General features: G+C 70.0%; 13 protein-coding genes. 10 read left to right on the top strand and 3 right to left on the bottom strand.

The window, feature by feature from the left end; translation table 11 throughout:
- Positions 1 to 65 precede the first annotated feature (65 nt).
- The 7 genes from AMYBE_RS0140350 (at position 66) to AMYBE_RS0140320 (ending at position 6089) form a co-directional block, all read left to right on the top strand.
- Positions 66 to 620 (top strand): PH domain-containing protein, encoded by a 555-nt coding sequence (locus AMYBE_RS0140350; RefSeq protein ID WP_034287679.1) that lies wholly within the window; start codon positions 66 to 68, stop codon positions 618 to 620.
- Positions 621 to 694: 74 nt separating this feature from the next.
- A complete protein-coding gene (locus AMYBE_RS0140345; protein ID WP_211227089.1) occupies positions 695 to 2149 on the top strand; it encodes a PH domain-containing protein in 1455 nt (484 codons plus the stop codon).
- Positions 2150 to 2212: 63 nt separating this feature from the next.
- A complete protein-coding gene (locus AMYBE_RS0140340; protein WP_020665096.1) occupies positions 2213 to 2968 on the top strand; it encodes an IclR family transcriptional regulator in 756 nt (251 codons plus the stop codon).
- Between the two features lie 16 nt (positions 2969 to 2984).
- Positions 2985 to 3485 (top strand): GNAT family N-acetyltransferase, encoded by a 501-nt coding sequence (locus AMYBE_RS0140335; RefSeq protein WP_020665095.1) that lies wholly within the window; start codon positions 2985 to 2987, stop codon positions 3483 to 3485.
- A 96-nt stretch (positions 3486 to 3581) separates the two neighbouring features.
- Positions 3582 to 3887 carry a DUF6403 family protein gene (locus tag AMYBE_RS0140330; RefSeq protein WP_020665094.1) on the top strand — a complete coding sequence of 102 codons (306 nt, stop codon included), beginning with the start codon at positions 3582 to 3584 and terminating at the stop codon, positions 3885 to 3887.
- Positions 3880 to 5220, top strand: a complete 1341-nt coding sequence (locus AMYBE_RS0140325; RefSeq protein WP_020665093.1) for a hypothetical protein — start codon at positions 3880 to 3882, stop codon at positions 5218 to 5220. The genes AMYBE_RS0140330 and AMYBE_RS0140325 overlap by 8 nt, the downstream gene beginning before the upstream one ends.
- Positions 5217 to 6089 (top strand): hypothetical protein, encoded by an 873-nt coding sequence (locus AMYBE_RS0140320; protein WP_020665092.1) that lies wholly within the window; start codon positions 5217 to 5219, stop codon positions 6087 to 6089. Before AMYBE_RS0140325 ends, AMYBE_RS0140320 begins: the two co-directional genes overlap by 4 nt.
- 6 nt (positions 6090 to 6095) lie before the next feature.
- Here AMYBE_RS0140320 and AMYBE_RS0140315 read toward each other — a convergent pair whose 3' ends face one another.
- Positions 6096 to 7046: an SMP-30/gluconolactonase/LRE family protein gene (locus AMYBE_RS0140315; protein ID WP_020665091.1), complete on the bottom strand. Its 951-nt coding sequence runs from the start codon at positions 7044 to 7046 to the stop codon at positions 6096 to 6098.
- A gap of 94 nt (positions 7047 to 7140) precedes the next feature.
- Between AMYBE_RS0140315 and AMYBE_RS0140310 the strand changes: the two genes are divergently transcribed.
- The 3 genes from AMYBE_RS0140310 (at position 7141) to AMYBE_RS0140300 (ending at position 9806) form a co-directional block, all read left to right on the top strand.
- Complete coding sequence (locus AMYBE_RS0140310) at positions 7141 to 7731, top strand: TetR/AcrR family transcriptional regulator (RefSeq protein WP_020665090.1); 591 nt, start codon at positions 7141 to 7143, stop codon at positions 7729 to 7731.
- A 280-nt stretch (positions 7732 to 8011) separates the two neighbouring features.
- On the top strand, positions 8012 to 8209 hold the full coding sequence (locus tag AMYBE_RS0140305) for a hypothetical protein (RefSeq protein WP_020665089.1): 198 nt from the start codon (positions 8012 to 8014) through the stop codon (positions 8207 to 8209).
- Between the two features lie 592 nt (positions 8210 to 8801).
- Complete coding sequence (locus AMYBE_RS0140300) at positions 8802 to 9806, top strand: esterase-like activity of phytase family protein (protein WP_020665088.1); 1005 nt, start codon at positions 8802 to 8804, stop codon at positions 9804 to 9806.
- Between the two features lie 63 nt (positions 9807 to 9869).
- Here the strand turns inward: AMYBE_RS0140300 and AMYBE_RS0140295 are convergent, their stop codons facing one another.
- Both AMYBE_RS0140295 and AMYBE_RS0140290 read right to left on the bottom strand, forming a co-directional pair.
- Entirely contained in the window at positions 9870 to 11141 is a 1272-nt protein-coding gene (locus AMYBE_RS0140295) for an aminotransferase family protein (RefSeq protein ID WP_020665087.1), read from the bottom strand.
- Between the two features lie 149 nt (positions 11142 to 11290).
- Complete coding sequence (locus AMYBE_RS0140290; protein ID WP_020665086.1) at positions 11291 to 12625, bottom strand: MFS transporter; 1335 nt, start codon at positions 12623 to 12625, stop codon at positions 11291 to 11293.
- Positions 12626 to 12790 lie beyond the last annotated feature (165 nt).

The raw sequence follows: 12790 nt of genomic DNA, 5'->3' as shown, positions 1-12790 counted from the left end.
CGCGGGCAGCGAAAATCGTAACGCCCCGCGTCCGGGCGCCGTCCCGGATCGGGGCATCGTGACACTTGTCGTGGGCATCCGTAGGCCTGATCGGGCACGCTGAGCAGGTGAAGACAGAAAACACCACCACTCTTGAGCTGCGGCTGCGCCCGCCCGAGCACCGGGTGAGCCGTCGGGCTGTCGGCCACTGGGCGGCGTCGGCGGGGGCCGGCTGGCTGCTGGTGGCCGGGGGGCAGGCAGTGGCGGTCGCGACAGCGGACAGCCCGCCGTCGTGGCTCTGGGTGACGCTCGTGATCTCCTGTGTACTCGCGCCCCTTCACGTGCTCGTCATGCCGCAGTGGCGCTATCGCGTGCACCGCTGGGAAGTCACCGGTGAAGCCGTCTATACCCAGTCCGGCTGGCTGAAGCAGGAATGGCGGATCGCGCCGATCTCGCGGATCCAGACCGTCGACGTCGAGCGCGGACCGCTGGAGCAGCTGTTCGGGCTCGCACGGCTCACCGCGACCACCGCGTCCGCCGCCGGTCCGTTGCGGATTTCCGGCCTCGACCACGCCACCGCGGTCGCGTTGGTCGACGAGCTGACGCACACCACCCAGGCCATTCGAGGGGACGCGACGTGAGCAGCGCCGCCCCTTCCCTGCCGGTCGCCGCCGAGGACGCCGAAGAGGTGCCGTGGCACCGGCTGGACCGTCGGATGCTGCTCATCCGCCCGGTGCTCGACCTGGTCAAATCACTGCCGGTGCTGATCGGCGCGCTGGTGCTCGGGCACGACGGCAACCCGTGGCAGTGGGTCGGCGTCGCGGTGACCGCGGTGACCGTCGGAGTCGGTGTTTCGCACGTCCTCACCTCGCGCTACCGCGTCACCGCGACGCAGGTCGAATGGCACACCGGACTGTTCCTGCGCAAGCAACGGGCGGTCCCCCGCGACCGGATCCGTACCGTGGACGTGCTTTCCGAGCCGAAACACCGGTTGTTCTCGTTGTCCGCGGTGCGCATCGGCACTGGGCGGCACGACCACCACAAAGGCCCGGGCAAGGACCAGCTGGTGCTGGACGCGGTCACCCGGGCGGAGGCGCAGCGGCTGCGCACCCTGTTGCTGCACCGGAAGCCAGCGGAAGCCGAGGCAGGCGCGCCGCCGGAGACGGTGGTCGCCGAGGTCGACAAGCGCTGGCTGCGGTACGCGCCGTTCACGCTGTCCGGCATCGCGGTCGTCGCGGCGATCCTGGGCACGGTCTATCACTTCGCGCATGAATTGCACTTCGATCCGACCCGGTTCGGGCCGTTGCGCGACCTCACCGCCCGCGCGCTCCGGGAACCGGCGTGGCTCACCGTGCTGTGGGCGGCGGCGGGGCTGCTGGTGATCGTGTCGGTGCTGTCGGTCGGCGGGTACGTGCTGTCGTTCTGGAACTTCCGGCTCACCCGCGAACCGGGCGGCACGCTGCACATCCGGCGCGGCCTCGTCACGACGCGGTCGGTGTCGATCGAGGAGGACCGGCTGCGCGGCGTAGAGGTCAAGGAGCCGTTGCCGCTGCGGATCGCCGGCGGGGCGAAGGTCGCCGCGGTGGCGGCCGGGCTGCGCGAGGGCAAAGGGTCCGACCGCGGCGGCAGCCTGCTGCTGCCGCCCGCGCCGGCTTCCCGGGCCAACGAGATCGCCGGCGAAGTGCTCGGCCTCGACTTCGCGAACGTCCCCCTCGTTCGGCATTCGCGCAAGGCGCTGAACCGGCGGATCAGCCGCGCGGTCCTCGGCGTGCTGGCGCTGTCGGCCGCGCTGTTCGGGCTGGCCAGGCTGGGCGTGCTGCCGGAATGGCCGTGGCAGGGGGCGCTGGTGCTGCTGCCGTTCGCGGTCGTCGTGGGTTTCGACCGGTACCGGACGCTCGGCCACGCGATCGCCGGCCAGTACCTGGTCACGCGTTCCGGGTCGCTGGCGCGGGCGACGGTCGCGGTGCGCCGGGACCGGCTGACCGGGATAGTCGTGCAGCGGTCGCTGTTCCAGCGCCGGGCCGGGCTGGTGACCGTCATCGCGCCGGTCGCCGCCGGACGCGGGCACTACCGCGTGCTGGACATCGAAGAGGGCGCCGGTCTCGCGCTCGCCGACACCGCCGTCCCCGGACTGCTGACCCCGTTCCTCGCGGCACCGGAAAAGCCGTGACCTGTGGTAATTTACCGACGCGTTCGTCTCTGAAACCGGTAATCGCTCCAAAGAGGTCCCAGGATGCCGGACTCCGGACCGCGTCGTACCGCAGGCGCCAACAGCTCGCGCAAGGTGCTGCAGCTGCTGCTGTCGTTCACTGAGCAGCGCTGGGAAGCCAGCGTGGCCGAGCTGGCCGAGGTGATCGGCAGCCCGATCGCCACCACGTACCGGTACGTGCAGCTGTTGAAGGAACTGCAGCTGCTTGAGGAGTCGCGGTCCGGGCGCTACCACGTCACCAGCCGCGTCATGCCGCTCGCGCGCGCCGCCCGGCTCGCGAACGACCTGGCGCGGCTCGCGCGGCCGACGATGGAGGAGGCCGCGCGCGAACTCGGCGAGACCATCTTGCTGTTCCAGCACTTTGGCGAGCTCGCGGTATGCACCGACCGGGTGGAATGCGACCGCGCGATGCGGTTCACGTTCCAGCCGGGGCATTCCATCCCGCTCGGCGTCAGCGCGGCCGGGAAGATGCTGCTCGCCCTGCTGCCGGACGGCGAACGCGAACAGCAGGCATCCCGGATCGCCAGCGAACGCGGCGCCGAACTGCGCGACTCCCTCAAACAGGCGCTGGCCAACCGGTACGCGCAGAGCTGGGGCGAGATCGACGACGGCGTCTGGGCGTGCTCGGTGCCGTTGGAAGCGGATCGGCTGCGGCCGACGGTACTGAGCCTCGTCGGACCGGCCACCCGGATCGGCGCCGCCGAACGCGAGCGGGCCATCACGTCGCTGCAGGCCTATGCGGAGCAGATCGGAAAAGCAATTTCCGAGTACTCGGTGTGACGGTAAAATCCGGCCGGTGATCCGCCTCGCCCGGCCCGCCGACCTCGTCTCGCTGCCCGACCTCGAGCGCGCCGCCGGAGCGCCGTTCCGGGACATCGGCATGCCCGAAATCGCCGACGACGGCGCGCCCGCCGTCGAAGAACTGAGTCCGTTCCAGGCCGACGGCCGCTGCTGGGTCTGGGACGTCGCGGGCACGGCGGCGGCGTACGCGATCGCTGAAGAAGTCGACGGTTTCGGCCATGTGGACCAAGTTTCGGTGCTGCCGGGCTACGCGCGCCGAGGGCTCGGCCGGGCGTTGCTCGACACGGTCGACGGGTGGGCGGCCGAGCGCGGACTGCCCGGGCTGACACTGACCACGTTCGTCGACGTGCCGTGGAACGCGCCGTACTACGCCCGGCTCGGTTTCCGGGTGGTGCCTGTCGAGGAACAAGGCCCGCAGCTGCGGCGGATCCGTGAGACGGAGATCGCGCGCGGGCTCGACCGGTGGCCGCGCGTGGCGATGGTCCGTTTTCGCTGAGGCCCCGGACACACTCCCGGACACGATCCGGCAACTACCGCACGCGCCGCGCGGAGGTCGCGCAAGATGATGCCTCGCGAAGCGAGGAGCCTCAACATGACCTGGTGGATCTGGGTGCTGGCGGCGGCTGTCCTGATGGCGGCCGGGTACGCGGTGGTGGCGTTGCCGCGACAACGGGAGCGGAAAGCGCAGCTGCGCACCGCGTGGGCCGCCGCGCACGCCGCGCTCGAACGCGCCTCGATCAGCCGGGACGCGGCTCCCGGCGAGCATCTGGAAGCCGAACAGCTGCTGGCCCGCGCCACGGCCCTCGCCGCTGAAGCCGGCGGGCCGCGCGCTGCCCAGACCGTACGCGAGCAGGCACGCCGCGCGGACAGGCTGTGGCAGGAGGCCGCTCGTGGCTGACCGCCGCTGGCCGCATTACGCACGCTGGGGTTTGCTCGCGGCCGCAGTGCTGACCCTGGTCATCTTCCTTACCCAGCAAGCACAGCAGAACACGCACGTCAGCTATGCCGAGTCACCTGCTTCGAGCAAATCAGTCCAGGACGGTACTGCCGGGACAAGCGGCGCGACAGTTCCGACGACGGACGAGATGAAGACGATGGTCCAGGCGTCGCCGGTGGTGCGGCTGACGGGTTCGATCGCCACCTGGGACGAGGCCGCGGTGCGAAAGGCCATCGGGAAGGCGGACATCCGGATCATCGTCGCGCCGCCGGGACTCACCAAGGATGCCAGCAGCCGGGTCAACGAGGTGTCCAACGCTTCGGTACGCGTCGTGGGCCTGCAAGTGTCCGCGTCCGGACGCACCGCGTCGCCCAGCGACGCGCCTGGCTGGCAGCACCAGTTCGGCACCGACGACGTGACGAACGAAATGCTCACGATGATCGCCCTGGTGCGGCATCAGCCGTCGCCGCCCGACGTCGCGCCCTTGCCGCGCCGCGACCCGACCGTCGCCGAACTGGCCACCGCCACCGCGAGCCTGCGCGCCACCGGCCGCTATCTCGCGCCCGGTGCGACCCTCGCCAATCCGCCCGAAACCACCAAAGCCTTCCCTGGCAAACCGTTGTACGTCGCGCTGCCGACGCAACCGGCCGGCCAGCCGCTGGTGCACTACGGACCCGCGCTGGCCAAGGAATTCCCCGGCCGGCCGATCGTCGCGATCTACGGCGGGTGGATCGAGTACGACGGCCCGTCCGCGGCGGAGTTCTCCGACGTCGCCACCGCCAGCTTCTACGGCCAGTTCGGCGATTTCCTGGCCCCGCGCAGCTATCCGCAAATCGGGCTGGTCGGCGCTTACCTGAACCAGGTCACCGACATCCGGTACGCGGGAATCTTCGACCACCCCCTGCCGTACGTGCCGTTCGACCCGCTGCACGTCACGCTGCCCGCCCTGCCGTGGATCTTCGCCGCGTGCGCGGTCGGGTTCCTCGTGTTCTCGATTCGCCCGGCGCTGCACCGGAACCACCCGTCCGGCGGCGCCGGGCTCCCGGCCCGGCTGGCCGCACTGACCTCGCTCGCCGTCGAAGTCTCCGGGTTGACAGACGGCCCCTCGGACGCGGCTCTCGCGCGCGGCATCACCGACCTCACGACCGCGCGCGAAGCGATCGACCAGGACCTCGAAGCCAAGTTCATCAGGGAAGCGCTCGACTCCGCGCAGTCCGAATTGGACAGTGTGGCGAAGCTGCTCGGCCGCGACGACTACCGCCCGGCCGCCTACCTGCCGGGGAGCCTCGCATGACCCGCGTCCGGCGATTCTTCAAGAGCGGGTTCGGGCTCGTCACCCTCGGTTGCCTCGTCCTCGCCGGCTGGGCGACCTGGTCGGCCGGCGTCTTCGACGGCCCGCTGGCGCGCCAGCTGCGCTCGTCGTCGGTGTATGCCGCGCCTGGCCAGCAGATCGACCAGGCCGCCGCCGAACGCGTCATCGGCAACCGGCGGCTCGTCATCGGGTTCCTGGCCCCGGGAACGAATCTCTCCGACGCCTGCCACACCCTGTCGAACGCCGCGCCGAACACGATCGCGATCCTGCTGAGCCCGAAGACCGACGACTTCGACCATTACACCTGCTCGACGTTTCCCGGCGCGTACGACAAGAACTTCGGCAAGTCGCTCGTTTCGGAGTCCCAAATCACCGACGGCATCTCGGGATTCTCGAAGCATCCGCTCAACGCGGTCAAAACGATCGTCGTCAACTACGACCAGCTCGTCCGCGCCAGTGCCATTCCGGACGGATCCCGCACCATCAACCCGTCGCTGCCGCGATACCTGATCGCGATCGCCGCTGTGGCCGCCGTGATCGCCGGCGCGGTGGGCCTCTACTTCGGCGCCCGCCGGGCCGCGGCGGCCACCGAGGCGCGCCGCATCCACCGCGTCGAGTCGGACGACGAACTGGACACCCTTTCGTCGTCGGCCGCGGTGCTGGCGCAGGAAATCATCGACCTGGACAGCCGGTACGCCCGCGCGGACCAGAACAGTTCGTCGGTGCGCAGGTACCGCCAGCTCGCGTCGGACTACGCGAACCTGTTGCCACAGTTGGGAAAGGACGACGATCGGTTGCGGGCACGGGTGGAGGAACTGCTGGTGCGGGCCAGGAAGCTGGCGAAGCTGTAGGCCGGTTCACGGACCCGGGCGAAGTTCGGCGCGCAGCAACGCGGCTTTCCGGACGATGCCGTCCGGCGGCGCGGTGGTGCCGCCGTCCGTCGTCACGTAGAGCACCCGACTGCCGTCGCGTCCCCAGGCGGCGCTCGACGGCCCGGCCAGGCGCTCGTCGAACGGATCCCCGGCGAGGTGGCGGACTTCGCTCCCGTGCCGCGGCACCAGCGGCACGCGGTCCAGCGTGTTCGCCCGATGCCGGGTCACGTAGGCGAAACCGGCCTCCTCGTCGACGCAGAAGTCGTCGGCGTTGTCGATCGCGGCGACGAACTCCGCCGCACCGGCCGGGTCCAGCGTGTCCGGATCGACCGGAACCCGCATGAATACCTGCTGCGCCGTCGACGTGTAGTACAGGTACCCGGTGCGCGCGGAATAGCGGACTCCGTTGACGCCGGGCTGCGGCGGCGGGGCGACCCCGCTGTCCGGGTCGTCCGCCATCGTGTCGTGCTCCAGCCAAACCCGCGCGGTCGCGGTGTCGAGGTCGACTCGCCAGATCAGCCCGGCGAAGCAGTCCGCGACAGCGAGCACCCCGGGGCCGAGCAGGCAGCTGCCGTTCAGGGCGCGAACCCGCTCGTCGGCGAAGGTGAACACGACCTCCGGCGACACCGGCTCCGCTGGCCGCCATCCGTTCAGGTCGAGCCGCACCAGCTGCGATTCGTGCGTGGTGTAGCCCTCGGTCAGGCTGAGCACGAACACGTCCGGCTCGACCTCGACGATCCCGGTGACCGGATGCCCGAACCGGTGCACGAGCACCGGGTCCGCCGGCTCCTCCGGCACCAGCCAGAGTTCCTTCTGCAGCAGTGCGGTGACCAGCACCGAGCCATCCGCGCGGACCGCGAGGTTTTCCAGGAAGTACCCCTCGGGGAAGGACGCGACCGGGGTCAGCACGACCTCGGGCACCGGGGCCATCGCCATCAGACTCCTCCGTTCTGCCGGAATAAAAGAGGACGGACATCCGCTTTTCTTCCACGCTAGACTCGGCCGGCCAGGACGTCAAGGAGGGAGCGGCATGCCGAAAGTCAGCGAGCAGCACAAGGAAGACCGGCGAGCGGAGATACTGGCGGCCGCGCGCCGATGCTTCGTCCGCAACGGCTTCCACCGCACGTCGATGCAGGACGTCTTCGCCGAAGCCGGACTGTCCGCGGGCGCGGTCTACCGGTACTTCCCCAAGAAGGAGGACTTGATCGTCGGCGTCGCCGCACAGAATCTCGACCGCGTCGCCGGGGTGCTGCGCAGCGTGCTGTCCGAGACGGAGAACGAGCGCCGAGTCGGCGCGGTCCTGGCGAAGCTGCTGGAAGCGGTGCTCGATCAGCATCGCGACAACCAGCTGGCCACGATCGCGGTGGTGGTGTGGTCGGAAGCGCTGCGCGATCGCGCGCTGGCCGAGCAACTGGAAGCGGCGGCCCGCACCATGACCGGCGACCTCGCCGCGCTCGTCCGCGACCGCCAGCAAGCCGGGTCCTGGACCGGAGCCCCCGCCGGCGACCTCGCCCAGGTGCTCCTGTCGATCCTGCCGGGCTTCCTGTTCAACCTGGCACTGCTCGGCCCGTCCGGAGTGGCCGGGTTCCCGGACGCGGTCCGGGCGTTGTGGCCGGAGTGAGCAAGACGCCCGAACCGCACCGGATACCGCGTCCCGCCCCGCAAGCGGGCACCGAACCCTTCCTTGTCCCGGTGCCGAGACCCCGGTGATTTCCCTTGCAGAGAAGCCATCTTCGCCGCACCCGAGCAACCCGGGCCACTCTGCCGCGCCGCCCGGGTCGCTCGGGAGGGGGACCTGCGTTGCCACCGGAATCGAACACGTGTTCTACTGGTTGAGCCGGCCCCGGAGGGGGAAGCTCCGCGGGCCGGCACTCCAGTTTCAGCCCATCCCGGGAGGCATCGTGGCGGTCAAGATCACCCACCTCGCCAGCGGCCAGCAGGTCCGCTTCGCCAACGCGGACGGCGCCCGCCGCTGCGCGGAAATCATGGGCGGCGGGGTGGACAAGTGGCGGTTCACAGTCGTCCCCGGGGACAGCGGCGCGCCGGGGATGCCGTCGGCGGTCGTCAACGTGCCAGTGTGGCGGATCGCGGCTCGGTGAAAAACGCTGCGGCGCAGCGACCCCGGTATGGCGGATCGCGGCTCGGTGGCGAACGCTGCCGCGCGGCACTCATGGCGGGGACGCGCCGCGCCTGCAGCCATGTGCCGAGTGGCCGCGACCCAGCGCTCGGCAACTCCGCGATGGACAGGGCAGGCGTCGGATCGCCGCCCGGTGCCGCTTCCGCGGACGCTGGGCGGCTCGCCTCCGTTGCAGTACAACGGACGATTCGAGTTTCCTCAACGCGATTCCGCCCCCGGACCGCTCGACGACCGCGATGTCCGTTGCCGCTCAACGATCCCGCAGAAGCCGCCAGGCCGGACAACCCGCCGAGGAATCGACTGGCCGCCGAGCCCCGCCGCTCCGGCACCTCAGCTCTCCGCACTTCCGTCCGCACAAGCGAAAACCCGGTGAACGCCCCGTGCCAGTCACCGGAACAGCACCGTCTTCCGTTTGTTGCCTCCTGGCCGCACCGTGTGCTGAACTGTTGATCACCCGCTGCTGAAAGTCCCGTCGACCGGGATCGCCGCTGTCAGCAGAAGACCCTGGGCGCTGCCGCGAGCGGCACCCGGACGGACAGAAGGAGCGGCTTCTCTTGTTTGCGCACCAGCGTGGAAAAATCCGGGTCACTGTCGCGTTGTCGGTCGTCGCGCTCGCCTTCGGGGCCGGTGCGGCCCACGCGGCGCCGAAGTCCACCGCGTGGCCTGGCGGGTCCAAGGTCGCCGTCGCGGACGGTTCCGGCGTTTTCGGCAAGAACCTCAGCGGCCTGTCCTTCGAATCTCCCCAGGTGCTCTGGGCGATCGACAACGGGCCGAGCAAGCTGTACCGGCTGGTGCCGGACGGCGCGAAGTGGCGTCCGGACACCGCGAACGGCTGGGGCAAGGGCAAGTCCCTGCACTACCCGGGCGGCAGCGGCGACCCGGACACCGAGGGCGTCGTCTCCACGCCGGACGGCGTTTTCGCCTCCACCGAGCGCGACAACGACAACGGCGACACCAGCAAGCCGGGCATCCTGCGCTTCGACACCTCCGGGTCCGGCAAGTCGATCAACGCGACCGCGGAGTGGGACCTCACCGCCGACCTGCCGAGCGTCGACCCGAACAAGGGCTTCGAAGCCATCGCCTGGGTCCCGGACTCCGCGCTGACCGCGCGCAAATTCCGAGATGAGCGCACCAAGGCCGTCTACGATCCGGCGAAATACCCGAACCACGGCACCGGCCTGTACTTCGCCGGGCTCGAAGCCAACGGCAAGATCTACGCCTATGCGCTCGACCAGTCCGGCAAGAAGTACACCCGGGTCGCCACGATCGACAGCGGCTTCTCGACGATCATGGACCTCGAGTACGAGGCCTCGACCGGGCACCTGTGGGCCGAGTGCGACAACAACTGCAAGGGCCACACCACCACGCTCGACATCAACGCGAACGGCACATTCGCGGTCAGCGCCGAGTACGACCGGCCGTCCGGGATGTCGAACTACAACAACGAGGGCTTCGCGATCTCGCCGAACTGCGTGAACGGGTCGAAGCAGGTCGTCTGGTCCGACGACGACAATGACGACAACCACGCGCTCCGCACCGGAACGCTCAACTGCAAGTAGCGAAACGGGAAACGGGGCGGTGCCGCGACGGCATCGCCCCGTTTTCGTCCTTTGTGGACAGGATCAGCCGGCGACCAGCCGGTCCAGCGCCCGCGGCACCGCCTCGGCCAGCAGGTCCAGTTCCGCCTCGTCGGCGACCAGCGGCGGCGACACCGCGAGACCCTTCGCGAGCGAGCGCACGATCACGCCCTCGTTCAGCAGGAGCCGGTGCAGCTTGCCGGGCGCGCCCGGGTCCGCGGCCAGCACCTCCGGCGCGAGTTCGACGGCGGCCAAGAACCCCAGCCCGGCCCGTACCTCCGCGACCGCGGAGTGCTCCGCCGCGCCGGACAGCGCGTCGGCCAGCGGCTTCTCCAGTGCCTTGCCGCGCGGGATCAGGTCGTCGCGTTCGTAGATGTCCAGCGTCGCGTTCGCGGCGGCGCACGCGACCGGGTGCCCGGCGTAGGTCGCGCCGTGCCGCAGGATCGGCGCGCCCGGCTTGCCGGTGAAGAACGGCTCCGCGACGTGCGGGGCGACCAGCAGCACGCCCAGTGGAATCGTCCCGCTCGTGACGCCCTTCGCGGTGGTCACCAGGTCCGGCTGCACCGGCCAGCGATCGATGCCGTACCAGGTGCCGAGCCGGCCCCAGGCGCAGATCACGCAGTCCGCGACGAACAACACCTCGTGCTTGCGGCAGATCGCCGCCACGGCTTCGATGTACCCGTCCGGCGGCAGCAGCACGCCGCCGGCACCGATGACCGGTTCGCAGAAGAACGCGGCCACCTTGTCCGCGCCGACGCGAAGGATCTCCGCCTCCAGCGCGGCCGCGTCGTCGTAAGGCACCTGCGAAAACCCGGTCGCCAGCGGGCCCCAGCCCTCCGCGTTCGCCGGAATGCCGGCCGCGGCGGTGCCGAAACCGTGCGTGCCGTGATAGCCCTGGGTCCGGCTGATCACGTGCGTCTTCTCCGGCCGTCCGGTGTGCACGAAGTACGAGCGCGCGATCTTGACCGCGGTGTCCACCACGTCGCCGCCGCCGGAACCGAGGAACACCTTCGACCCCGGCACCGGGGCGAGCTCGGACAGCCGCGACGCCAGTTTGAGCGCCGGCTCGTTCGCGACGCCGCCGAACAGGTTGTACGCGTCGAGCTTCTCCAGCTGCGCGGCGACGGCCTGGGTGATTTCCGGTCGGCCGTGGCCGAGGTTCGAGTACCAGAGCGACGCGGACGCGTCGAAGTAGCGCCGTCCGGCGTCATCCCAGACGTAGGACCCCTCTCCGCGGGTCACCACGAACCGGTTCCCGTCGACCGCGCCCATGTCCGCGAACGGGTGCCACAGCGGATTCGGCTGCTGGTCGGCCATTGTTCCTCCTCGGGGTCAGCTCATCCGGCCGGCTCCCGCGCGGAGGCCGGCCGCCGCCCCTTTTCTACCCGCCCCGCCGGGGATCTGCGAACCGCTCGACGCGCGCCGTCGCGGAGCCCGCAGCCCATCGCTCCGGGACGGGCCGCCGTTCAGACGTTTTCGACTGCGTTGGCCTCGGCAGGCGCGGCAGCGAGCGATCGACCGGGGCGATCCTTCACGAAGAAGCTGGTCACCAGTCCGATCACGGTCATCACCGCGAGATAGCCGCCAACCGCGTAGACCGTTCCGGTGCTGGTCTGCAGCGCTTCGGCGATGGTCGGCGCGAAGGCCCCGCCGAGCACGGCCCCGATCGCGTACGAGATGGCCGCACCGCTGTAGCGGACGGTCGTCGGATACATCTCCGCGTACAGCGCCGACTGGGGACCGTAGGTGAGCCCAAGCCCGGCCGAGAACAGCACCAGCGCGAGCACGAGCAGTCCGACGCTGCCGGTGTCTACCAGCGCGAAGAACGGGAACATCCAGACCAACTGAAGGACGAACCCGACCTGGTAGGTCCGCAACCGGCCGATCCGGTCCGCGAGCCAGCCGCCGACAAGCGTGCTGACCAGCCAGGCGACCGCGGAGACCATCACCGCGATCAGCACCGTCGACCGGTCCAGGTGCAGCGACTTCGTCGCGTACGACTGCACGTAGCCGCCGGTGGTCATGTAGCCGACCGCGTTGTTGGCGGCGAACAGCAGCGCGCCCGCGATCACCAGCTTCCAGTGATGCCGGAACAGGTGCACCAGCGGGATGCTCGAACGCGCCTTCGTCTCTCGGACTTCCTCGAACACCGGACTCTCCGCGACCCGCGAACGGATCAGCAGCCCGGCGACGATCAGCACCACGCTCAGCAGGAACGGGATCCGCCAGCCCCACGACAGGAATTGTTCCGGCGTCGTCAGCGCGGTGACCAGCGCGAGCACGCCGTTGGCGAGCAGCAGCCCGATCGGCACGCCGATCTGCGGGAACGCGCCGTACAGCCCGCGCCGTCCGGCGGGCGCGTGCTCGACCGCGAGCAGCGCCGCGCCGCCCCATTCGCCGCCCGCCGACAGCCCCTGCACGATGCGCAGCAGCACCAGGATGACCGGGGCCCAGACGCCGATCGAGGCGGTGTTCGGCACCAGGCCGATCAGCACCGTCGAGATTCCCATCAGCAGCAGGGTGAGGATCAGCATCGCGCGCCGGCCGAGCCGGTCGCCGAGGTGCCCGGCGATGATCGCGCCGATCGGGCGGAAGAAGAAGCTGATGCCGACCGTCGCGAACGACAGGATCAGCGCGTCCTTGCCGAGCACGGAGAAGTACTGCGTCGCGAAGACGAGTCCGGCGCAGATGGCGTAGACGAAGAAGTCGAACCACTCGATGGTCGTACCGACCATCGCGGCCAGCACGACCCTGCGGTGTTCTCTGCTGATGCCCCCGGTGCTCCCGGTCGATCGCGGCATTGCGACTCCCTTAGCTGCTCTGCGGTGTTCTCAGCGAACGCGGCAGATCGTATATAATCAGCAGGTAGTTCGACAAGACTCAATCCAGCACCGACTCCGGATTACGTGTCTGCACTGGTTGACACGAGCTGATGAAGTCGCCGTCAACGGACTGCCGCGGCCGCA

The sequence above is a fragment of the Amycolatopsis benzoatilytica AK 16/65 genome (assembly GCF_000383915.1).
GTDB lineage: Bacteria > Actinomycetota > Actinomycetes > Mycobacteriales > Pseudonocardiaceae > Amycolatopsis > Amycolatopsis benzoatilytica.
The sequence above is the reverse complement of the archived record's forward strand: the minus strand, read 5'-3'. Positions and strand labels throughout refer to the sequence as shown.

Excerpts from the sequence above, each read along its gene's own strand:
- AMYBE_RS0140345 (WP_211227089.1), top strand. The coding sequence starts at position 695 with ATGCTGCTCATCCGCCCGGTGCTCGACCTGGTCAAATCACTGCCGGTG.
- AMYBE_RS0140340 (WP_020665096.1), top strand. The coding sequence starts at position 2,213 with ATGCCGGACTCCGGACCGCGTCGTACCGCAGGCGCCAACAGCTCGCGC.
- AMYBE_RS0140330 (WP_020665094.1), top strand. The coding sequence starts at position 3,582 with ATGACCTGGTGGATCTGGGTGCTGGCGGCGGCTGTCCTGATGGCGGCC.
- AMYBE_RS0140320 (WP_020665092.1), top strand. The coding sequence starts at position 5,217 with ATGACCCGCGTCCGGCGATTCTTCAAGAGCGGGTTCGGGCTCGTCACC.
- AMYBE_RS0140315 (WP_020665091.1), bottom strand. The coding sequence starts at position 7,046 with ATGGCGATGGCCCCGGTGCCCGAGGTCGTGCTGACCCCGGTCGCGTCC.
- AMYBE_RS0140310 (WP_020665090.1), top strand. The coding sequence starts at position 7,141 with ATGCCGAAAGTCAGCGAGCAGCACAAGGAAGACCGGCGAGCGGAGATA.
- AMYBE_RS0140295 (WP_020665087.1), bottom strand. The coding sequence starts at position 11,141 with ATGGCCGACCAGCAGCCGAATCCGCTGTGGCACCCGTTCGCGGACATG.
- AMYBE_RS0140290 (WP_020665086.1), bottom strand. The coding sequence starts at position 12,625 with ATGCCGCGATCGACCGGGAGCACCGGGGGCATCAGCAGAGAACACCGC.